The organism is Amycolatopsis roodepoortensis (assembly GCF_014873915.1).
Classification (GTDB): domain Bacteria; phylum Actinomycetota; class Actinomycetes; order Mycobacteriales; family Pseudonocardiaceae; genus Amycolatopsis; species Amycolatopsis roodepoortensis.
Window position 1 is genome coordinate 512,434 of sequence record NZ_JADBEJ010000001.1, and the last position, 19,922, is coordinate 532,355.

Annotated in this window: 18 protein-coding genes; 9 read left to right on the forward strand and 9 right to left on the reverse strand. The window is 68.6% G+C overall.

Features of this window, described 5'->3' with window-relative positions; genetic code table 11:
• Positions 1 to 83: 83 nt before the first annotated feature.
• Together H4W30_RS02530 and H4W30_RS02535 are read right to left on the reverse strand one after the other, a co-directional pair.
• Entirely contained in the window at positions 84 to 1,406 is a 1,323-nt protein-coding gene (locus H4W30_RS02530; protein WP_192741289.1) for a cellulase family glycosylhydrolase, read from the reverse strand.
• Between the two features lie 70 nt (positions 1,407 to 1,476).
• Positions 1,477 to 4,416 (reverse strand): glycoside hydrolase family 48 protein, encoded by a 2,940-nt coding sequence (locus tag H4W30_RS02535; protein ID WP_318780512.1) that lies wholly within the window; start codon positions 4,414 to 4,416, stop codon positions 1,477 to 1,479.
• A gap of 211 nt (positions 4,417 to 4,627) precedes the next feature.
• Here H4W30_RS02535 and H4W30_RS02540 point away from each other — a divergent pair, with 211 nt between their 5' ends.
• On the forward strand, positions 4,628 to 5,173 hold the full coding sequence (locus H4W30_RS02540) for a hypothetical protein (RefSeq protein ID WP_192741290.1): 546 nt from the start codon (positions 4,628 to 4,630) through the stop codon (positions 5,171 to 5,173).
• A 28-nt stretch (positions 5,174 to 5,201) separates the two neighbouring features.
• Here the strand turns inward: H4W30_RS02540 and H4W30_RS02545 are convergent, their stop codons facing one another.
• Positions 5,202 to 6,230, reverse strand: a complete 1,029-nt coding sequence (locus H4W30_RS02545; RefSeq protein WP_225948731.1) for a lytic polysaccharide monooxygenase auxiliary activity family 9 protein — start codon at positions 6,228 to 6,230, stop codon at positions 5,202 to 5,204.
• Between the two features lie 216 nt (positions 6,231 to 6,446).
• Here H4W30_RS02545 and H4W30_RS02550 point away from each other — a divergent pair, with 216 nt between their 5' ends.
• The 4 genes from H4W30_RS02550 to H4W30_RS02565 all read left to right on the forward strand — a co-directional run bounded on the left by H4W30_RS02550 (position 6,447) and on the right by H4W30_RS02565 (position 11,717).
• Complete coding sequence (locus tag H4W30_RS02550; protein WP_192741292.1) at positions 6,447 to 9,014, forward strand: glycoside hydrolase family 9 protein; 2,568 nt, start codon at positions 6,447 to 6,449, stop codon at positions 9,012 to 9,014.
• 28 nt (positions 9,015 to 9,042) lie between these two features.
• Complete coding sequence (locus tag H4W30_RS02555) at positions 9,043 to 9,978, forward strand: glycoside hydrolase family 6 protein (protein ID WP_192741293.1); 936 nt, start codon at positions 9,043 to 9,045, stop codon at positions 9,976 to 9,978.
• A gap of 150 nt (positions 9,979 to 10,128) precedes the next feature.
• A complete protein-coding gene (locus H4W30_RS02560; protein ID WP_192741294.1) occupies positions 10,129 to 10,296 on the forward strand; it encodes a hypothetical protein in 168 nt (55 codons plus the stop codon).
• Positions 10,297 to 10,643: 347 nt separating this feature from the next.
• Positions 10,644 to 11,717, forward strand: a complete 1,074-nt coding sequence (locus H4W30_RS02565; RefSeq protein ID WP_225948732.1) for a family 43 glycosylhydrolase — start codon at positions 10,644 to 10,646, stop codon at positions 11,715 to 11,717.
• Between the two features lie 157 nt (positions 11,718 to 11,874).
• On the opposite strand, the gene H4W30_RS02570 is transcribed toward H4W30_RS02565, so the two are convergent.
• Together H4W30_RS02570 and H4W30_RS02575 are read right to left on the reverse strand one after the other, a co-directional pair.
• Positions 11,875 to 12,300 (reverse strand): VOC family protein, encoded by a 426-nt coding sequence (locus tag H4W30_RS02570; RefSeq protein ID WP_192741295.1) that lies wholly within the window; start codon positions 12,298 to 12,300, stop codon positions 11,875 to 11,877.
• A 145-nt stretch (positions 12,301 to 12,445) separates the two neighbouring features.
• A complete protein-coding gene (locus tag H4W30_RS02575; RefSeq protein ID WP_192741296.1) occupies positions 12,446 to 12,931 on the reverse strand; it encodes a winged helix-turn-helix transcriptional regulator in 486 nt (161 codons plus the stop codon).
• Positions 12,932 to 12,977: 46 nt separating this feature from the next.
• Between H4W30_RS02575 and H4W30_RS02580 the strand changes: the two genes are divergently transcribed.
• Complete coding sequence (locus H4W30_RS02580) at positions 12,978 to 13,763, forward strand: SDR family oxidoreductase (RefSeq protein WP_192741297.1); 786 nt, start codon at positions 12,978 to 12,980, stop codon at positions 13,761 to 13,763.
• 32 nt (positions 13,764 to 13,795) lie between these two features.
• A complete protein-coding gene (locus H4W30_RS02585) occupies positions 13,796 to 14,167 on the forward strand; it encodes a nuclear transport factor 2 family protein (RefSeq protein ID WP_192741298.1) in 372 nt (123 codons plus the stop codon).
• Positions 14,168 to 14,579: 412 nt separating this feature from the next.
• On the opposite strand, the gene H4W30_RS02590 is transcribed toward H4W30_RS02585, so the two are convergent.
• A complete protein-coding gene (locus tag H4W30_RS02590) occupies positions 14,580 to 15,620 on the reverse strand; it encodes a magnesium and cobalt transport protein CorA (RefSeq protein ID WP_192741299.1) in 1,041 nt (346 codons plus the stop codon).
• A 124-nt stretch (positions 15,621 to 15,744) separates the two neighbouring features.
• Here H4W30_RS02590 and H4W30_RS02595 point away from each other — a divergent pair, with 124 nt between their 5' ends.
• Complete coding sequence (locus tag H4W30_RS02595; RefSeq protein ID WP_192741300.1) at positions 15,745 to 16,329, forward strand: dihydrofolate reductase family protein; 585 nt, start codon at positions 15,745 to 15,747, stop codon at positions 16,327 to 16,329.
• A 4-nt stretch (positions 16,330 to 16,333) separates the two neighbouring features.
• Here H4W30_RS02595 and H4W30_RS02600 read toward each other — a convergent pair whose 3' ends face one another.
• Positions 16,334 to 17,335, reverse strand: coding sequence for an RNA polymerase subunit sigma-70 (locus H4W30_RS02600; protein ID WP_192741301.1), 1,002 nt, complete (start codon positions 17,333 to 17,335; stop codon positions 16,334 to 16,336).
• A gap of 31 nt (positions 17,336 to 17,366) precedes the next feature.
• Positions 17,367 to 17,828, reverse strand: coding sequence for a MarR family winged helix-turn-helix transcriptional regulator (locus H4W30_RS02605; RefSeq protein WP_225948733.1), 462 nt, complete (start codon positions 17,826 to 17,828; stop codon positions 17,367 to 17,369).
• A gap of 95 nt (positions 17,829 to 17,923) precedes the next feature.
• Between H4W30_RS02605 and H4W30_RS02610 the strand changes: the two genes are divergently transcribed.
• Positions 17,924 to 19,381 carry an amidohydrolase family protein gene (locus tag H4W30_RS02610; protein ID WP_192741302.1) on the forward strand — a complete coding sequence of 486 codons (1,458 nt, stop codon included), beginning with the start codon at positions 17,924 to 17,926 and terminating at the stop codon, positions 19,379 to 19,381.
• Between the two features lie 11 nt (positions 19,382 to 19,392).
• Here H4W30_RS02610 and H4W30_RS02615 read toward each other — a convergent pair whose 3' ends face one another.
• The gene (locus H4W30_RS02615) at positions 19,393 to 19,851 is read right to left on the reverse strand and encodes a GNAT family N-acetyltransferase (protein ID WP_192741303.1); all 459 of its coding nucleotides are present in this window, start codon (positions 19,849 to 19,851) and stop codon (positions 19,393 to 19,395) included.
• Between the last annotated feature and the right edge of the window lie 71 nt (positions 19,852 to 19,922).

Here is a 19,922-nt window from a genome sequence, read left to right on the forward strand (position 1 = left end):
GCGAAAGCCACTTTCCCAACCTTCAACGTTGCGAAAGTGGCTTTCGCAACACGCCGCCTTCGCCTGACCTCGCGAAATGCCGCTCACGTAACCGCGCAGGCGGTCGCGTTCAGCACGAAGGTGCTCGGCGACGGATTACCGCCCGTCCACGAGCCGGTGAAACCGATCGTGAGCGAGCCTCCCGCCGGGATGCGGGCGTTGTACGAAGCGTTGGTCGCGACGACGTCGGCACCCGTTTGTGACGGCACCGCGTGCCACATGTTCGTGACACGTTGCCCCGCCGGGAAGGCCCACCGGACCCGCCAGCCGTCGAGCGCGGTGGCCTGCCGGTTGGTCACCGTCACCTCGGCCTGGAAGCCGTCCTGCCACTGACCGGTCACGCGGTAGCCGACAGTGCACGCGCCCGGATCGGGGCCGCCGTACACGGTCGCCTCGCGGGACGTCGCCTTGATTCCGTTGGCCCCGTTGAAGATCCGTTCGCCCCAGCCGGTGAGCCGCGCCGGGTCGAAGCCGGTCACCATGTCAAGGTACTCGACGCCGCCACCGTTCCCGCTCCAGCTCCAGCCCAGGTAGCCGATGCCTTGCGCCTGCGCGGTCGCCAGGATGGTGTCCTCGTCGGGGTTCCCGTCGGAATGGTCGTGCCCGAACTCGCCGACCACGATCGGCAGACCGGCGGCGCGGAAGCGGCCGAGGTAGTCGGTGATCTCCGCGGCGGTGTCGAAGACGCCGTACATGTGGATGGAGAACACGGTGTTGCGGTCCGGGTCCGACTCGAACACCGCGGCGGCGTTGTCACGCATGGTGAACGTCCAGTCCTGGCCCCAGTTCGGGGCGTCCACCATGAGCGTGTGGCCGAATCCCGCCGCGCGCAGGCGCTGAACGGCGGCGGAGGTGTCCGGCGCCCAACTCTGGTAGCCGCTGTTGCCGTACGGTTCGTTGCCGATGTTGACGATCACGTACTTCTCTTGCCCGGCGAGCGCGCTCCGCACGGAAAGCCAGTAGTCCACCGCCTGCGCGAGGGTCGCCGCGCCGGACTGTTCGCCGTAACCGGTGGTGTCGTGCACCTCCAGGACGCAGATCAGCCGGTTCTGCCTGCACGACGACACCACGGCGGCGACATCCTCGGTGTCGTTCTTCGCCCACCGCTGACCTGACGCGAGCACCACCCGCACCGTGTTGGCACCCAAGGCCTTGATGTCCGCCAGCGCACTCGTCCGCTGCGGATACCAGGTGTGGGCGTGGTTGACCCCGCGCAGCACGAACTCGGCGCCGTTCGACTCGTACAGTTTGCCGCCGGACACGTGGAACCCGGCCGGCGCCGCGGAAACCGGCGGGCTCACAACGGCTGCCAAGACGGCTGCCAAGGCGGCCGTCAGCGCGGCCACGACGGCCAGTGGTCTCCTCATCGCCATCCTCTCGACTTGCGGGGGAGGCCAGGTCCCGCCGGTGGCGGCCGGCGGGACCTGGGGTATGGACTCAGCCGAACAGTTGCACGTGCAGGGAGAACGCGGTCGCGATCTCCGCCTGCGCCCAGAATCGGTGGTAGGTGAACGTCGGCGCCGCTCCACCGTCCAGATAGGACTGGACCTTCGGCCACTGCGGGTCGTCCCGGTAGAACGACCGGATGGACAGGAAGTCCGCGCCCGCGGCGATGGGATCGCCGTTGGGCATGGTCCCGGTCCAGCCCGGCGGCACGTACACACCTTCACCGGTGGACGAGTCGTATTCGTCGTCGAACCGGTTGTAGTCCGTACGTGTTTCCGGGACCGCGATGCCGATCGAGTCGGTGTGCGCGAGCATCGCGTCGAGGAGACCTTCGCCGACCGTCCGCGCCTGCGCGTTCCCGGACCGGGCGGCGTAGTTCAGCAGGATCTTCGAGTACGACGCCGCGACGCCGACGTCCTGGCTGTGGTTGAGCACCCGGACCCGCAGATTCGCGTTGCTTCCCGGCGTGGCAGGGTTCCACGTGTCGGGTTTGCCGGTCCATTCCAGGTCGGACGGGATCCGGAAGTCGCCGCCGGAGCCGACCGTCGTGTTCGCGATGGCCCACGGCACCCACTTGTCGAGGATGCGTTTCGCCCGCTCGTCCCCGGTGAGCTGGTACAGCGCGGCGACCCGCTCCAGGCCCCACGCCTGGAACCCGAACCACCGGTTGGACGGCGGATCGTGCCAGACGGGCTGCTGGTCGTAGTACATGCCGTAGAAGGTCGGCGAACCAGCCGGGGGAGCGGCGTACTGGCCGTCCCAGCTGTTCGTCGCGCCGCCGGCGATGCCGCCGTCGGCGGACTGCAGCCACTGCAGGAATTCCAGCTGCCGGTCCAGGCTTTCCGCCCAGTCCGTCGCGCCGGTCGCCGAGACCGGCTTCAGCGCCGGGTCGTTGGCGAGCGCGTGCGCGGCGAGCGGGTTCTGGTAGCCCTGGTGCGCCGCGCCGTCACCGATCCGCCACGCCCAGCCCGCGGACGTGTCGGTGGCGCCACCCCACGCGTAGTACCACGACATGAGGTAGTGCGAGCTGTTCTTGCCGCTGCCCGCCGGGCACGTGCTGGGACCGACGCAGTCACCGATCTTCTTGAAGTACTTGTCGAACATGGCGTATCGCAGATAGTCGCCCATCTTCGACGCCTTCTTCACCACGTCGGCCACCTGGGCGCCCTTGCCCTGCGCGGTCGCCCACTGGTTGGCGAGGTGCGCCACCTGGACGGCACGCGCGTCGGCGTCGGGCGCGTTCGTGTACTTCCACTGCTTGGCGTAGCTCGCGTCCTTGGTGAACAGGTCGAGGTACCCGTTCGGCCCGCCGTGCGCGAACGTGTCGCAGGAGGGCTGCGGGATGGTCTCCCACACCGATTCGCTGGACCCGCGCTGGTAGGTGTTGATGTAGGCGGGCGCGGTGGTGCCGTCGCCGCACCGGCCGAAACCGTACGTGTTGTCGACGTCCAGCAGCCAGTGCATGCCGTAGACGTCCGAGGTGCCGTAGGCCTGGCGCAGTTCGCCCGCGATCGGGTCGGAGCCGACCGGGACGCCGCCGTCCAGAACCGCCGGATACCGGTCCATCCGCGGGTGTTCCGGCGCGTAGGTGGCCGGATCGGCGGCGTTGTACTTGTCGTTGGTCGGCTGATCCGTGTGCGCGGGGATGATGAACTTCTCCATCGACGCCCACGCCTGGTTGAACGGCGCCCAGTCACCTTCCAGCTGTCCGTACGCGGCTTCCAGCCACAGGTAGTAGCTGAACGCCTCGGACGTGGTCTGGTGCCCGTGGTCCGGTGCCTCGACCAGCAGCGTCTCCACCGAGTGGTACGGCACGAGCAGGCCGTCGAAATTCCGGAAGTAGCCGCTGTCCGCGTCCTTGATCTTGTGGTACTGCTCGAGGAAGGCGGCCCGGTAGTCCGAGGCGGAGGCGTCGATCTCCGCCACGTCGAGGGCGGCCGCGGTGAGGCCGGGTCCGGTGATCGAGAACGCGGCGGTGGCGAGCGTGCCGCCGTTCGCCGCGGAAGCGATCGTCACGGTTTTCGCCGTGTTCCAAGTGTTCTGGTCGAACGTGAGCGTCGTGGGCGTGGCCGTGAGGTCGGCGCTGCCCCCGGTGCGTGCCACGTTCAGCGTGACCGGACCCGCCGGACGGGTCGCGAGTTTCACGCCCACTCCCGCCGAGCCGCCCTGTTTGACGCGGACCGTCGACGGGGTGGCGACGACCGACGGCGCGGCCAGCACTCGCACCGCGACCGGCGCGGAAACCGTTGCCGCGCCGAGGTTGTCGATCGCCCGCGCGGTGACCGAATACTCGCCGGCCGTCGCGCCGGTCCAGGTGTACTCGAACGGCGCGGTGGTGTCGGAGCCCAGCCGGGTGGTGCCCGCGTAGAACTCCACCGAGGACACCGAACCGTCGCCGTCGGCGGCGGACGCCGCCAGTTCGATCGGTGACGACACGGCGAACGCCGCGTTGTTCTCCGGCTTCGTGAGCCGCACCGTCGGTGCCGCGTTCGGGCCGGCGCAGCTGACGCCGTTGACCTTGAAGTCGACCGGCGCCCGGTTCGCGGCGCCGGCCTTCGCCGCGTTGAAGCCGAATTGGACGGACGCGCCGGGGCTGATGCCGCGCTGCCAGTCCGCGCCACGGACGCTCACCGCACCACCGGTCTGCGTGTACGTGCCGTTCCACAGCTGGGTGATCCGTTGCCCGTCGGCGAAGGTCCAGGTCAGGTTCCAGTCGGGGATGGCGTCGCCGCCTTCGTTGCGGATCGAGACCGTCGCGCCGAAGCCGTCGCCCCATTCGCTGCTGATCTTGTACGTCGTCGTACAGGAAACCGCGGCGGCCGTGGCCGTCGGCGCGGCGCCGGTGGTGACCGCCGCCGCGAGGGCCACGGTGGCGGCCAGCGCCGTGACGGGACGTGCTCTCGTCGAGCGCGCCAATGGTCGTGATCTCACAGGTCCTCCTCGTCCGAGCGGATTTCCGGCAACCTCAAGAGGTGGAACCGGCCCAGGGCCACGTGGGCAGGCAATGGCCCTGAGCCGGGGTAACGGGAGCGGATGAGTCTGAGAGCGCTCTCATGAGAGTAGCGGCGGACCGTCGGATTTGTAAGGGCGTCTTTCGGCGAAGTGTTGTGATCCGGCCGTTTTCGGAGTAGAGCAGAAAAGCATGAGGCGACTCGCCACCACATTGTTGATCTCCGCCGGAATACTCGCCGGCTGTTCAGCGCCGGCGCCGACGGCCACCGCCGGCGCGGAGGCGCTCGGCACCCGACTGACCACAATGGACGATCTGGTCGACTGGATCGACGAGACCGCGGGGGATTGCGCCGCGGTCTCCCGCCGGGAGATCGGAGAGCTGCGCACGTTCGTCGGGCCGGATATCGCCGCGCGCTTTCAACCGCATGTGGCCGAATGGGCCACCTGCCGGGTGTCACCGGAATTCCCCGTCGTCGGTCTTATTCTCTTCGACGGCGATGAGCAGCGGAGATTCCAGGAATCCTGGCACGCGGCGATGAGGGCGGGTGAGATCGCCGACGGGCCGACCTTCGCCTTCGGCAACGGTTTCGCGGTCTCCGCGGGATTTCTCGGGGTCGGCAAGCTGGGGCTGTACTACTTCCGGTGCGGAAACGTCGATCCCCGGGTGCATCAGGTGCCTTCGGGTGTGGCGGGCTGTGTCTTCGCCAACCCGGAGCACGGACACGGGCACCACTGAAGCCGCCACTTCACTGGTGCCCAGGGTGCTACGGGCTCGAACAGGTCAGCTCCGGTGCGGCGGTGCTCCCCGTCGCGTTGGCGCTCAACCCGAACGAACGGGTGGTGCCAGCCGGTAGTGACCCGTTCCAGCCCGCGTTGCCCACGGTGGCCCGCGTGCCGTCCAGGGTGAGGGTGCCGTTCCAGACGCTGTTGATCGTCTGTCCCGCCGGAACGGTCCAGCCGACCCGCCAGCCGGACAGCGTCGTCGTGCCCGGGTTGGTGACGGTCACTTCCGCCTGGTATCCGCCGTTCCAGTCACCGGTCGTCGTCCACTTCGCCGTGCACGCGCCGTTGGGCGGCTGCCCGGGATCGGGCGGATCGTCGACGACGCCGATCCCGGTGACCTCGCCGTTGCCGCCGTCGAACACGACGTCGGAGCAGCCGTAGAACGTCTCGGTGCTGTCGGATCGCTTCCAGACCGAGTAGACGACGTGTTTGCCCGATTTGGCCGCCGGGAAGTTGCCGGTCCACTTGTACTGGCCGTCGACGCTGCCGACGTTACCGCTCACCTGCGGGTGGTCGACGGTGAGGAAGGGCTGTTCCTCGAGGTCGTCCCAGCGCAGTGCGCGGCTCGGGTCGTACCCGTCCTTGGTCACGTACAGGTAGAACCAGCCGGGGTGGGCGGCCCACGCGTTGTAGGAGAAGCCGAACGACGCGCCGGCCGTCAAATGGGTCACCGGCCAGTTCCCCGTGCGGTCGTAACCCGCGAAGTTCGGATTTCCGCCCGAGCAGAGCTGCCCGTCCGGGATGAACCCCTCGGTGCGGCCCGCGCCGTCCGAACGGAGTACGGAGAACCAGTTGTAGAGCGAGTTCTCCCCGCTTTGCGCGACGGCCGCCTTGCACGCCGAGTTCTTCGGGACGATGTTGCCCTGCGGTGTCAGTCCGTCCTGCCAGCAGAAGAAAGTCCTGCTGCCCGGTTTCATCAGCGCGCCGTGTGCCGACGCGGTCGGAGCGTTCAGTGTCGCGGTCACGAGACCGGCCACCATCGTGGTGACGACGGCCAGTATCGCGGTCATTGCCTTTCTGTGTGTCATCGCGCCTTCTTTCCGACAAAGACTGGGAGCGCTCCCAGTGTCGGCACCTTAGCGTGAGTCGCGCATCGGGGGAACAGGGCCGAACGAGTGAGAATCGTCCGGTATCGGCGAATTCGCGTAACGGTCTTCCCTGCCGGACGACGCCGGGTTAAATTGTGGGAGCGCTCCCAAAATTCGGCCTTCCGAAAGGATCACGACGTGGTGATCGACAATTGGCGTGTGCTGCTTCCCGCCGTACTCATCGCGGCCGTCGCCGTCGCTCCCGAAGCCTCTTCCTCGGCGGCGGAGTACGAGCGGATCGTGAACGGTGACTTCTCCGCGGGTGGCGTCGACCCTTGGTGGGCCGGTGCGAACACCCGCGGTTCGGTGACGGACGGGGAATATTGTGTCGCCGTCACCGGCGGCACGGCCAACGGATACGACGCCTTGTCCGGCCAGAACGGTGTGCCGTACGAGGCCGGCCAGTCCTACACGCTGAAATTCGACGCGCGGGCGACCGTCGCGCAACCGCTGTCCGCGGTCGCGGGGGAAGCCGTCGATCCGTACCGACAGATCGCACGCACCGACGTGACCGTGACACCCGTCAAGCAGACCTTCACGCTGACCTTCCAGTCCGCATTGGACTTTCCGGCCGCGGGCAACGGCCAGTTCGCGTTCTGGTTCGGCGGCCAGTCGTTCGACAACACCGTCTGCGTCGACAACGTTTCGCTCGTCGGTGGCGTGCTGCCACCACCGGGCGTGGAACCCGCCGGGCCGCTGCGGGTGAACCAGGTCGGCTACGTGCCCGGCCTGCCCAAACAAGCGAGCCTCGCGACCGGCTCGACCACCCCGTTGACCTGGACGCTGCGGGACGGCACGGGTGCGTCCGTCGCCACCGGCCAGACCACTCCGAAGGGCCATGACGCGGCGTCGGACGAGAACGTCCACGCCATCGACTTCTCGGCCTACGACCGGCAGGGCAGCGGCTACACGCTGAGTGTCGGCGACGACGTGAGCCGCCCGTTCGACATCTCCCCGACGGTCATGACCCGGCTGCGGCAAGACTCGCTGGCGTTCTTCTATCACCAGCGCAGCGGCACACCGATCGAAGCGCGGTACGTGGGGGAGGACTACGCGCGGCCGGCCGGACATGCGAACGTGGCGCCGAACCAAGGGGACGACGAGGTCCCCTGCCGGGCGGACCTCGATTGCGGATACACCCTCGACGTGCGCGGCGGCTGGTACGACGCCGGCGACCACGGCAAGTACGTGGTGAACGGCGGGATCGCCGCGTGGCAATTGCAGAACACCTACGAGCGGGCGGCGCTGTTCGGTGACAAAGCCGCGCTCGGCGACGGCACCCTCGCCATTCCCGAGCGGTCGAACGGAGTGCCGGACGTGCTCGACGAGGCGCGGTGGGAGCTCGAATTCCTGCTGAGCATGCAGGTCCCCGACGGGCGGCCGTTGTCCGGTATGGCCCACCACAAGATCCACGACGAGCAGTGGACCGGCCTGCCGACCTTGCCGCATCAGGACGCCCAGCCGCGCAGGCTGTCCGCACCGAGTACCGCGGCGACCCTGAACCTCGCGGCGGTGGCGGCGCAGGCGTCGCGACTGTGGGCTCCTTACGACGCCGAGTTCGCGGCCCGCGCGCTCTCCGCCGGTGAGAAGGCCTACGCGGCGGCGAAGGCGCACCCCGGCATGATCGCCGACCCGAACGACGGCGTCGGCGGCGGTTCGTACAGCGATCCCACGGTGACCGACGAGTTCTACTGGGCCGCGGCCGAACTGTACGTGTCCACCGGGCGGTACCGCGCGGACGTGACGGATTCCCCGCTGTTCGGCGGAAAGAGCTTCGACGCGCGCGGTTTCGACTGGGGTGCCACGGGCGCGCTCGGTGACATTTCCCTGGTGCTGGCCTCGCGCGGGGTGTCCACAGAGGACATCCGGTCCGCGATCGTCACGACCGCGGACGCGCACCTCGCGAACATGGCGTCCGCCGGGCACCCGGCGCCGTACCGCACCGGCGACGGCGGGTACGAGTGGGGATCGAACGGCTTGGTCGCCAACAACGGAATGCTGCTGGGCCTCGCCTACGACCTGACCCGTGCGGCGAAGTACCGGAACGGCGCCTTCGCCACGATGGACTACCTGCTGGGCCGTAACCCGGTCGACTTCTCCTATGTCTCCGGCTGGGGCGACCGGCCGGTGCGCAACGTGCACCACCGGCACTGGGCGAACCAGAAGGATCCGTCGCTGCCGACCGCGCCGCCCGGTGCGCTGTCGGGCGGGCCCAACAGCGCGTTGCAGGACCCGGTCGCGCAGCGGCTGCTGCCCGGTTGTGCCCCGCAGCGGTGCTGGGTCGACCACATCGAGGCCTATTCGCTCAACGAGGTGACGGTCAACTGGAACTCGGCGTTCGCGTGGCTGTCGAACTGGGTGGCGGAACACTCCGCCACCGCGCCGGCGTCGGGCTGTCAGGTGACGTACACGGCGTCGACCTGGCAGACCGGGCTCTCCGCGGCGCTCACCGTGAAGAACACCGGCACGACAGCGTGGAACGGCTGGGCGCTGACTTTCGCCTTCGGGGGTGAGGAGCGGATCACGCACGGCTGGAGCGCCGCGTGGAGCCAGACCGGCGCGGCCGTCCGGGCGGGTAACGCGTCGTGGAACGCCGTGGTCGCGCCCGGCGCGTCGGTGTCCATCGGCTTCAACGCGAACAACACCGGCGCCCATCGGTCGCCGTCGGAATTCATGGTCGACGGCCGGCGATGCGTGTCCGCCTGAGTTTCCCGACGATTCTCCGGAGGTAGGAATGACGCTCAAGACAGGGGCCACGGTGCTCGCCGCGCTCGCGGTCGTCCCCCTGACCGCGGGGACGGCGCAGGGCGCGCCGGCCGGGTTCTACGTCGACCCGCAGACCAACGCCGCCCGGTGGGTGGCCGCGAACCCGAACGACGGCCGGGCCGCCGCCATCCGCGACCGGATCGCGAAGGTGGCGCAGGCGCGCTGGTTCACCACGACGAACACCGGCACGGTGCGTGCGCAGGTCGACGCCTTCGTCGGCGCCGCGGCGGCCGCGAACCAGATCCCGATCATCGTGGTCTACAACATCCCGAACCGCGACTGCGGTGGCGCCAGTTCCGGCGGCGCGCCGTCGCACGCCGCCTACCGCGCCTGGGTGGACGAGGTGGCGGCCGGTCTCGCCGGGCGGCCGGCGTCCATCGTGCTCGAACCGGACGTCCTGCCCTTGATGACCAATTGCCAGAACGCCGGGCAGCAGGCCGAGACCAGCGCGTCCATGGCGTACGCGGGCAAGCGGCTGAAGGCCGGGTCGGCGGCGGCCAAGGTGTACTTCGACATCGGGCATTCCGCGTGGCTCTCGCCCGGTGAAGCCGCCGCGCGGCTGCGGGCGGCCCAGATCTCCGTCGCCGCGGATGGCATCTCCACCAACGTTTCCAACTACCGGAGGACCGCCGACGAAGTGGCCTTCGCGGGAGCGGTGCTCGCCGGGATCGGCGACGGCAGGCTGCGCGCGGTCGTGGACACCAGCCGCAACGGCAACGGACCCGCGGGGAGCGAGTGGTGCGATCCGCCGGGCCGCCGGATCGGGACGGCCAGCACCACGAACACCGGGGACGGGCGGATCGACGCGTTCCTGTGGGTGAAGCCGCCCGGTGAGGCCGACGGCTGTATCGCGTCGGCTGGCCAGTTCGTCCCGCAACGCGCCTACGAACTCGCGACTTCCTGAGTGGAGCGGAAATATCGGCGGGTGCCTCTCGGTGCCCGCCGATATTCATTTGTCGAGTCCCGCCTGATCGGCCTACGGGCACCGGGAAGGCTATCTCTGCAATAATCCCCACGACTTCCACTAGTGCGGCAGGCTGGCAGATTGGGTGAAATGTCCAAGAAGGGCGCGGCCTTCCTGTTCTTGATAGTGCTGGGTGGGGCCGGAGTCGTATTCTGGGTCAACGAGCTACCTTCGATCGGGCTTCCCCTGATCGGTGGCGCGGCCGGTGCCCTGCTGGGTGCGGTAATTCGCTCGCGCACAGCCAAACGACGCGATTAGTACCGGAACAGCGAAGGGTTCCCTGCTGGTGGTGTTCGGCAACCCGAGCCGGGCACGGGGCGGCCTCGCGTGAGTCCCCGGATCCGTCCGGCGGGAGCGGATCACCGCGCGGCGCATGGGGTAGCTCGAACGGCTCCGCCGGATGGGCCGTACGGATGTATCGAGCGGCAGTTTCCGCGCTTTCGGTCGCGTCGGCGACGGGGGTCACATAGTTTTCCGACTGGCGCACTTGTCCGTCCACAAGTAACCGGGGAGGCCGGCCGGTCACCCCGGCGAATCGTTGTTCCGCATCGCGGCGGTGCGCCTTGTGATCGACCCTACTCTCCTTGCCTAGTAAGGGATTCAGTATGCGCAAGTGGACGACCAGATTACTCGTGGCGGGCGTGCTCGCGACGACCGCAGCGGCCGCCGTCGTGGCGGTCGGCACGGCCAGTGCGGCCGACGGTGTCTCGACCGCGGCCGCCGAGTCGACGTTCCCGCTCGCCGACCCGGACACCGTCCAGGCGAAGGACGGCTCGTACGTCACCTACGGCACCTCGGTCGGCGCCGGTGTCGGCGCCCGATGCGGCGTGACCGGCCACCTGTTCGTGCCGGTGCTCGTGCACGGCTCCGGCAACACCGTCGGTGTGGGTACGTGCGCGTCCGCCGACGCGCTGCCCAACGGGCCGGGTAGCTGGGCGGAGGGCAACGTCTGGGCACCCGGTGTCGTCCGCTTCGGCGACACCTACTTCATGTACTACACCGCGTCCAAGCGGGGAAGCGGCCAGAAATGCCTCGGCCGCGCCGTCTCGGGCAGCGCGCGGGGACCGTTCACCAACCCCGTCGAGTGGGCGTGCCCGGGCAGCGGCCGCTGGGCCATCGACGCGAACCCGTTCGTCTCGGGCAGTTCCATGTACGTCGCCTACCGGGACGACGCGATCACCTCGTACCCGGAAACCGGCATCTCGATCGTGCGCACCCATTCCAACGGCATGGCGGACTGGGACACCCGCCGGGACGCGTTGAAGAGCACCGACATCGGCTGGGAGACCATCCGGATGAGCGGCGGCACGCACGTGGTCGAGAACCCGTCGATGTTCAAATCCGCCGACGGCTACTGGTACCTGGCCTACTCCGGCAACAACTGGGACAGCGCGCGGTACGCGACCGGCATCGCCAGGTGTGGCACCGGACCGCTCCCGTCGACGCGTTGCACGCCGCGGCAGAACGGGGGCGAGCGGCCGTACTTCGGGTACACCGGCACCGGGGGTCTCAACCCCTACCGCGGCCTGCCCGGCAACCACCCCGGCCCGGGCGGGATGGACTTCTTCCAGGCGGCGAACGGCCAGTACCACGCGGTCTACCACTGGTGGAACGGCAGCCGACGGTTCCCGATCGTGGCGACGGTCCTCCGCAACGACGGCGGCTTCTACCTCAGCTAGGAAAGGGCTTTCACGCCATAACCGGTTTGTCGTGAACGGCGCGTTCGTCATGAACGCGCCGTTCATCCATGTCGGCCAAGCCGCGGCGATCGCGTGAGCTCATGGCCGGACGCGCGCTGTCGTTCCCCCAGGGACGGCCATGCCGTGTCCCCGATGGTCAACGCCAGGGCATGTGCTGCAGGCACCAGGTATTGCCGTCAGGGTCGGCGAAGTACGCGTAGAACACTCCGCCGAGGTCCTCGACCTCGCTGATCTCGACGCCGCGTTCGACGAGTTCGGCGCGAGCCGCCTCGATATCGGCGACCACCAGGTGCAGGCCGCGCAGTGTTCCCGGAGGCATGTCGAGGGTGGGGAGGCCTTCGGCGAGGGTGATCGAGCAGGCCGAACCGGGTGGGGTGAGCTGGACGATGCGGACACCGGGCTTCGGGTTGACGTCGACGTCGAGGCGGAACCCGAGCCGGTCCTGGTAGAAGGCTTTGGCCCGTTCGATGTCGGTGACCGGCACCGGCACCAGCTCCAGCAACAGCTTGCCGGGCGGCACGGGCGGGTTGCCGGGATCGGCGGGGGTGGGCGTCTCGGTCATGGACGGCGCCTTTCGTGGATGAGGGTGGCGCTGGAACTTCGGGTGAGGAACTCGCGGAACGACCGCGCCCGCCTCCCCGTCACATCCTCCACGGTCGAGGTCACGCGGTCCTCCGCGCCGTTGCGGATGTCCTCATGCGCGCACTTCAGGGGCGCGATCGATAGCGCGCGCGCATCTGCTCGCCCGCGGCCGGCCCGGCGGTGTAGACGAACCGCGGATCCGAGACGGGCAGCCCGGTCGCGGGGTCGACGACCGTCGGCTCGACCTCACGGCCGGTGACCGCGTCGACGAGGATCATCGCCCGGTCCTCGGGTGCGAGCTGCTCGTTGCGCCAGGCGGCCATGGCGACCAGGACCGGGCGCAGTGAGCGGCCGAATTCGGTGAGCACGTACTCGTACCGCACGGGGCGGTCCTGGTAGGCCCGCTTGGTCAGGATGCCGTTCTCCAGCAGGGTTTTCAGCCTGGCGGTGAGCATGCTGGAGGACAGGCCGATGTTGGCCTCGAACTGGTCGAAGCGGGTGTAGCCGTCGAAGCAGTCGTGGAGGATCAGCATCGTCCACCACTCCCCGACGTAGGACATCGCCGTCGACAGCGGGCACTCCCGGTCTTCGGCGCGGACGCGTGCCGCCAAGGGGTCCTCCTCCAGAACTCAGGTTACTGCTACTCTAGCAGTTACTATGACTGCTAATTTAGAAGTGACTCGTTCGCGAGCGTCCCTCGTCCGCGCCGTGGTGACCGGTGGAACGCGTGGTACCGGTGCCGCCGTCACACGCCGCCTCCAGCGAGAGGGGATGGATGTCACCGTCATCGCCCGCACCGCCGGTGACGGCGAAGCGCGTTTCCTCGCGTGCGACCTGACCGATCCGGCCGATGTGTCCCGGGCGGCCGGTGAGGTCCTCGCCGGGGGCGTGCCGGAGGTGATCGTCCATGTCGCCGGCGGTTCACAGTCGCCGGCCGGGGGCTTCGCCGCGTTGGAAGAGGCTCATTGGGGGCAGGAGCTGGATCTGAACCTGATGGCCGCGGTGCGTCTGGATCGCGCGCTCGTCCCCGCCATGATCGAGGAAGGGCGTGGGGCTATCGTGCACGTCACCTCGATCCAGTCCCGTATGCCGCTGTGGGACGGCACGCTCGCCTACGCGGCCGCGAAAGCCGGGCTACGCGCCTACAGCAAGGGACTGGCCGGCCAGCTCGCCTCCCACGGCATCCGGGTCAACACGATCTCCCCGGGCGGCATCCAGACCGACGCCGCCGACCATCTCGTCGATCGCCTTGCCGAGCGGTTCGACGGCGACCGGGCGGCGGCGCAGGACTCGCTGATGGCCGCGCTCGGTGGTGTGCCTTTGGGCCGCTTCGCCATGCCCGACGAGATCGCGGAGACGGTCGCGTTCCTCGTCTCCGGGGCCGCCTCCAGCATCGTCGGGGCGGACATCGTCGTCGACGGCGGCACCCTTCGCACGATCTGACCGCAAAACCCATCTATAGAAAGAAGCGCTCGATGACCGACAGCTACACCGCTTATGACGCCGCGCGGCTGCCCTCCGTCGTACTGGCGTACCTCGATGCTCACGACGAGGGCCGTTACGACGACGCGAAGGCCACCTTCGCCAAGGACGCGACGGTCATCGACGACGGCAAGACCTACCGCGGTATCGACGAGATCGGCGCGTGGATCGAACGCTCCGCCGGTGAGTACGAGTACACCAGCACCCGCATCGGGCAGACCGAGGCCGACACGACCCGGCCCGTCGTGCGGATCCGGCTCGACGGGAACTTTCCCGGAAATACCGTCACTTTGCGCTACTGCTTCGAAGTGGACGCGGGCCTGATCGCTCGTCTGACGATCGGCGATGTCGCCGCGGACGGGTGACAGCGCTGTGCAAGTGCGATGACAGCGGCTGTCGCGTCACCCGTCTTAAGGTCCTGCCCGAGCGATGCCGGAAGCGGCGTCGCGGAGGGCGAAAGGAGGTGTCATGACCGCAGGACGTGACTACTGACCGGAAAACCGCCGGAACGAGGGGATTCGTGTGAGGGGTTTCCGGCGGCCGTGAGCCCTCGGCGGTGGCGCCTGGGCGGGAATTTCCCTCTGTATCGGACGATCCCGCCTGGGCGGCCACCCACCGCCTCGGTGATACGGAGGGAACGATCGGGCCGTGGTCGACTTGCCTGCCAGCGGCGACGGAGGCCACATTGGACGGGCGACGGTCCTTGGAAGCAGCGTGCGGACGTGGGCTTCTTCGGTTTCGACAACGCTGTCTCCTGGTCTCGGCAGGCTCGGTCGTTCAAAGCCATTTCTTGCCTTTGAAGATCCGGTAGAGGACCAGGCACGCGGTCAGGATCACCGCCATCACGGCGGGATAGCCGTACTTCCAGTGCAGTTCGGGCATGAAGTCGAAATTCATGCCGTATATCCCGACTCCCATGGTCGGGACGGCGATGATGGCGGCCCACGAGGTGATCTTGCGCATGTCGTTGTTCTGTTGCAGCGACAGTTTCGCCAGTGTCGCGTCGACGAGCGTGGTGAGCAGTTCGTCGAACCCGGCGACCCGTTCGGTGACGGTGGTCAAGTGGTCGTCGACGTCGCGGAAATAGGTCCGGACCTGCTCGGAAATGAGCGGGGTGGAGCCCTCGGCCAGCCTCCGCAGCGGGGTGGCCAGCGGCATCACCGCCCGCCGCAGCTCGACGATCTCCCGTTTCACCAGGTACATCTGCTCGGCGCTGATCGGGCTGCCCGGGGCGAACACGAGCGCCTCCATCACGTCGATGTCGTTCTCGAACGCCTCGCTCACGTCGAGGTAGCCGTCGACGACGTGGTCGGCGATCGCGTGCAGGACCGCGGACGGCCCGGCGGCCAGGCGTTCCGGGATGGCTTCCAGTTCCGAGCGCACTCTGCGGAGCGCGGAGTGCTGCCCGTGGCGCACCGTGACGATGAAGTCCTTGCCGAGGAACACCATGATCTCCCCGGTCTCCACGATCTCGTTCGCCGTGGTCGGCGACTCGTGCTCGACGAACCGGACGGTCTTGAGCACCATGAACAACGTGTCGCCGTAGGGCTCCAGTTTGGGGCGCTGGTGGGCGTGAACGACGTCCTCGACCGCCAGCTCGTGCAGCCCGAACACCTCGGCGACGCCCTGCATCCGCGCCGCGTCCGGCTCGTAGAGGCCGGCCCAGACGAACCCGTCGCCACGGCGGCGTACTTCGGCCAGCGCCTCGGCGTGATCGCGCAGGCCCGGCAAGCGGCGGCCGTCGACGTACACCGCGCAATCCGTCACCGGCGACGGCGAGGGCGCCCCGGATCCGGCGTCCTCCGAATCGACCGCCACCCGAGCTCCTTCAGCCGTCCGACCTGGAACGCCGCGGAAGTCTAGTGGTCCGTGCCGGCACCGATCAGGTTTTCCCGCCCCGTCCGTCTGTATGGGTGAGATCTACTCACGGGAGGCTGACGCCATGCGAAAACTGACCTTCGGCATGAATGTGTCCCTGGACGGCTACATCGCCGCGCCCGGCGACGACCTCGGCTGGAGCGGGGGTGACGGACCGGACTCGTCGTCGAGCGGCGAGTTGTTCCAGTGGTGGTCCGACCGGGTGGCCGCGACGGGGCTCGCGCTGTACGGGCGCAAGCTGTGGGAGGTGATGAGTGCCGCTTGGCCGACCGCGGATCAGCGGCCCGGCGCGACCCCGGCGGAGATCGAGTACTCCCGCCGCTGGCGGGACATGCCGAAGGTGGTGTTCTCCTCGAAGACCGGCACGGTCGACTGGAACACCCGCCTGGTCACCGGCGACGCGGTCACCGAGATCACCCGGCTCAAGGCCGAGGACGGCGGCCCGATGGACATCGGCGGCGCGACGCTCGCCGGCGCCGCCATGCGGGCCGGGCTGATCGACGAGTACTTGCTGGTCACCGTGCCGGTTCTGGTGGGCGGGGGCACGCCGTTCTTCTCCGCGCTGGACAGCTGGGTGAAGCTGAACCTCGTGGAGACGCGCACGTTCCCCGGCGGCGTGGTGCTGACCCGATACGAGACGAGGCGGTGACCGATCACAGTGCCGGGGGAAGGTCCAGCCATGGTTTGCCGGTGACGTCGAATCCGGTGAGTTCGGCGATCTTCCCGTCGACGACGCGCAGGGCCGCGATGGCGAACAGCCGGTAGTCCGGGGTGCCGGGGGCGCGGAGGTACAGTGCGGCGGCCGGCATGCGGTTGACCGTCGTGGGGATACCGCGCCAGTCGTCGTGGCCGTGCTGGAAGAGCCCACCGGAGATCCAGCCGTCCACCGCGTCCCCGGCCGTCCTGGTCACGGTGCCCGGATCGGGCAGCATCGCGAAGCGCAGATCGTCGCGCAACAGGGAGATCAGGCCGTCGAGGTCGTTGCGCTCGTGGGCGTCGATGTACGACTTCACCACGCCGCGCTCGTCCTTCGACAGCTCATGGGTGGCGGGGCTCCGCCAGTCGAGACGGGGGCCGGGCAGCTGCTCGCGCATCGTCGCGCGCGCCCGTTGCAGAGCACTGGTCACCGAGGCGACGGTCAGCTCCAGGGCGTCGGCGGCCTTCGGCGCCGGCCAGCCGAGGACGTCGCGCAGCACGAACACCGCCCGCTGCCGCGGCGGCAGCCGCTGGACGGCGACGATGAACGCCAGCTCGATCGTTTCCCGCGCCACCACCGATTCCTGCGGGTCTTCGGGGAGCATCCGGTCGGGGAACGGCTGCAGGTAGCCCAGCTCGGAGTCCGCCAGCTCGGCCGGGACGGGGGTGCGGTCGTGGCGCTTCTCCAGGAAGTCGAGGCAGACGTTCGTCGCGATCCGGTACAGCCAGGTCCGCAGCGCGGCGTGGCCCTTGAACGACTCCCGCTTGTGCCATGCCCGCAGGAACGTCTCCTGCGTCATGTCCTGGGCGTCCTCGTAGTTCGCGAGCATCCGGTAGCAGTGCACCTGCAGCTCGCGCCGGTGGGGCTCCGTGATGAGCGCGAACCGTGCCGTATCGCCTGAGCGGGCCGCCGCGATGAACGTGGCTTCGTCGGTGCCGAGCGGTCTGGCGTCGGTCATGGCCGTCGATCCTTCCTGATCGGTGAAGCCGCTAGGCGGGTGGCTGGTCCGCCTGCAGATTCTCGAGGATCGTGGTGGCGATATCGGCGAACTGGTCGAGTTCTTCAGGAGTGAGGCGGTCGACCACAAGGCGCCGGACCTCCTGGGCGTGGCTGGGCGAGGCCCGCTTGAGCGCGGTGAGGCCGTTCGCCGTGATCACCGCCTCCATGCCGCGCGAGCCGCAGCGTTCCCGCGTGACCAGGCCCCGCTTGCCCATCCGGGTGAGCTGGTGATGCATGCGGCTCTTTTCCCAGGAGGCCGCGCGGCCGAGTTCGTAGACGCGCATCCGCCCGTCCGGCGCCTCGGACAACAGGGCGAGCACGGTGTAGTCGGCGTTGGACAGGCCGCTGCTGGCCTGGAGCTGCTGTTCGATTCGTGTCCGCAGCAGCTCCAGCATCTGGAAGGACACCCGCCACGCGCGGAGTTCGTGTTCCGTCAACTCCTGCTGCTTCATGGCACCACCTTATCCCATGAGTTGACAAGTCAACTCAGCGACGACTATCAGTTGATACGTCAACTCATAGTGCTCGCACGAAGAAAGGCACCCCCATGACCGAAAGACGTGCCGAGGGCGGGCCGCCGGAAGACAGCGGGCGGCCGGGACGCCGCTACGTCATCCGTGGCGGCGCGGTGATGTCCATGGATCCGAACGTCGGCGACTTCGCGACCGCCGACGTTCTGGTGGAGGGCGGCAAGATCGTCGAGATCAGGCCGGATATCCGCGCCGAAAGCGCCGGCGAGATCGACGCACGGGGGCGCGTCGTGCTGCCGGGCTTCGTCGACACGCACCACCACCTGTTCGAGACGGCGGAGCGCGCGTTCCTCGCCAACGGCCTGCTCCTCGACGATCACTCGGGCTCGCCGAGCGCGCAACCGAACTACGGCGAGCACATCCTGCAGGGTTTCGCGCGGGCCTACCGGCCGGCGGACGTCTACGTCAACTCGTTGTTCGGAGGGCTTTCCCAGCTCGACGCAGGGGTCACGACGGTGCTGGACGTCTCGCAGATCCACCATTCACCAGAGCACACCGACGCGGCGATCCAGGCGCTCGTCGACACCGGGCGGCGTTCGGCGTTCGGGTTCTTCGAGGGCGACGGCCGCACGGGCGCCCGGTATCCGGAGGACGCGTACCGCATCCGCGACCGATGGTTCTCCTCGAACGACCGGCTGGTGACCATGGTCATGGGCGGGGAGCTCCACCTCGGGAGGCAGGTGTACACCCGCGCCTGGGCGATCGCCCGTGAGCTGGATCTCAAGATCGCCGCGCACGCCGTCGGCTCGTGGGGGATGCGGCCGGTCTTCGACGACCTCGCCCAGGGCACCGCCGGGGTCGAGGTGGGGCCGGACAACCTGTTCATCCACATGACCGGCATGTCCGACCGGACCTGGCGACGGCTACGGGACGCCGGTGCGCAGGTTTCGCTGGCGTTCCCGATCGAGATGACCATGCGGCACGGCACGCCGCCCATCCTCAAGCTGCGGGAACTCGGCATGGAACCTTCGCTGAGCTCCGACGTCGAGACGACGATGGCCGCGGACCCCTTCACGCTGATGCGCTCCGCGATGACCATGCAGCGCATGATCGTCAACCAGATGATCCTGGACCAGGGTGACCTGGTGCCGCCGGGCAACTGGCCGACGCCGGCCCCGGGCACGCCGGAGCTGCTCACCGTCCGCGACGTGCTGCGGTACGCGACCATCAACGGTGCCAAGCATCTCGGCCTCGACGGCAGGACCGGCACCCTGACGCCCGGCAAGGAGGCCGACATCGTCCTGCTCGACGCGACCGCGCTCAACGTGGCTCCGCTCAACAGCGTGCCGGGAGCGATCGTGTCGCTGATGGACCGCACCAACGTCGAGACGGTGATCGTCGCCGGCAAGGTGCGCAAGTGGAAGGGGCGGCTGCTCGACGTGGACCTGGCGCGGTTGCGCCGGGAACTCGAAACCTCTCGCGATCACCTTTTCGCGGCGATGAACCTCAAGCAGGACCTGTTCGCCTGGAGCTGAGAAGCGACAGATCAGAAGCGGCCGCAGCGGTCCACGCGTTTCCACGGCCATTCCGAGGCGAGCCAGCGCGCGACGGCGTCGGCGAGTGCCGCGTCGAGGTCCGCCTTGTCGGCCCGTACCCAGGATTGCACCGTGACGTCCCATTCTTCGGAGTCCGGGGGATACAGGTACACGCAACCGATGACGTCGTCCGCCGGGTCGAGGACGGTGAAGGTGAACCCGGTGCGTCGCGCGAAGTCCGCCGCGTGGCGGCGAAGATCGTCGAGGTTCGCCTCGGGAGTCATGCCGTCGCGAGGCGGCCAGTCGCCGTCGGGATAGCCGGGAGTGGAGCGAATATGCTCGATACTCGACATCCACGCGGCGTGGTCGGCCGAATTGTGTTGCGGTCCCAGCGGTTCGAGGCGGAACCGTTCGGTCACGAGCGAGGTCGGAGGGACGAAACCGGCCGGTACGAACTCATCCGAGGTCATGGCCAGGACCGTAGCGGCCGTCCCGGCTTCCCGCACCCGAATTCCCGGCGGTGAGGTTCGATCCATAGTGG

What these genes read in the sequence shown, in the direction of transcription:
- H4W30_RS02600 (WP_192741301.1), bottom strand. Translation starts at nt 17,335, where the DNA reads ATGACCGACGCCAGACCGCTCGGCACCGACGAAGCCACGTTCATCGCG.
- H4W30_RS02595 (WP_192741300.1), top strand. Translation starts at nt 15,745, where the DNA reads ATGCGAAAACTGACCTTCGGCATGAATGTGTCCCTGGACGGCTACATC.
- H4W30_RS02560 (WP_192741294.1), top strand. Translation starts at nt 10,129, where the DNA reads ATGTCCAAGAAGGGCGCGGCCTTCCTGTTCTTGATAGTGCTGGGTGGG.
- H4W30_RS02610 (WP_192741302.1), top strand. Translation starts at nt 17,924, where the DNA reads ATGACCGAAAGACGTGCCGAGGGCGGGCCGCCGGAAGACAGCGGGCGG.
- H4W30_RS02545 (WP_225948731.1), bottom strand. Translation starts at nt 6,230, where the DNA reads ATGACCGCGATACTGGCCGTCGTCACCACGATGGTGGCCGGTCTCGTG.
- H4W30_RS02555 (WP_192741293.1), top strand. Translation starts at nt 9,043, where the DNA reads ATGACGCTCAAGACAGGGGCCACGGTGCTCGCCGCGCTCGCGGTCGTC.
- H4W30_RS02565 (WP_225948732.1), top strand. Translation starts at nt 10,644, where the DNA reads ATGCGCAAGTGGACGACCAGATTACTCGTGGCGGGCGTGCTCGCGACG.
- H4W30_RS02580 (WP_192741297.1), top strand. Translation starts at nt 12,978, where the DNA reads ATGACTGCTAATTTAGAAGTGACTCGTTCGCGAGCGTCCCTCGTCCGC.
- H4W30_RS02605 (WP_225948733.1), bottom strand. Translation starts at nt 17,828, where the DNA reads ATGAAGCAGCAGGAGTTGACGGAACACGAACTCCGCGCGTGGCGGGTG.
- H4W30_RS02530 (WP_192741289.1), bottom strand. Translation starts at nt 1,406, where the DNA reads ATGAGGAGACCACTGGCCGTCGTGGCCGCGCTGACGGCCGCCTTGGCA.
- H4W30_RS02615 (WP_192741303.1), bottom strand. Translation starts at nt 19,851, where the DNA reads ATGACCTCGGATGAGTTCGTACCGGCCGGTTTCGTCCCTCCGACCTCG.
- H4W30_RS02540 (WP_192741290.1), top strand. Translation starts at nt 4,628, where the DNA reads ATGAGGCGACTCGCCACCACATTGTTGATCTCCGCCGGAATACTCGCC.
- H4W30_RS02570 (WP_192741295.1), bottom strand. Translation starts at nt 12,300, where the DNA reads ATGACCGAGACGCCCACCCCCGCCGATCCCGGCAACCCGCCCGTGCCG.
- H4W30_RS02585 (WP_192741298.1), top strand. Translation starts at nt 13,796, where the DNA reads ATGACCGACAGCTACACCGCTTATGACGCCGCGCGGCTGCCCTCCGTC.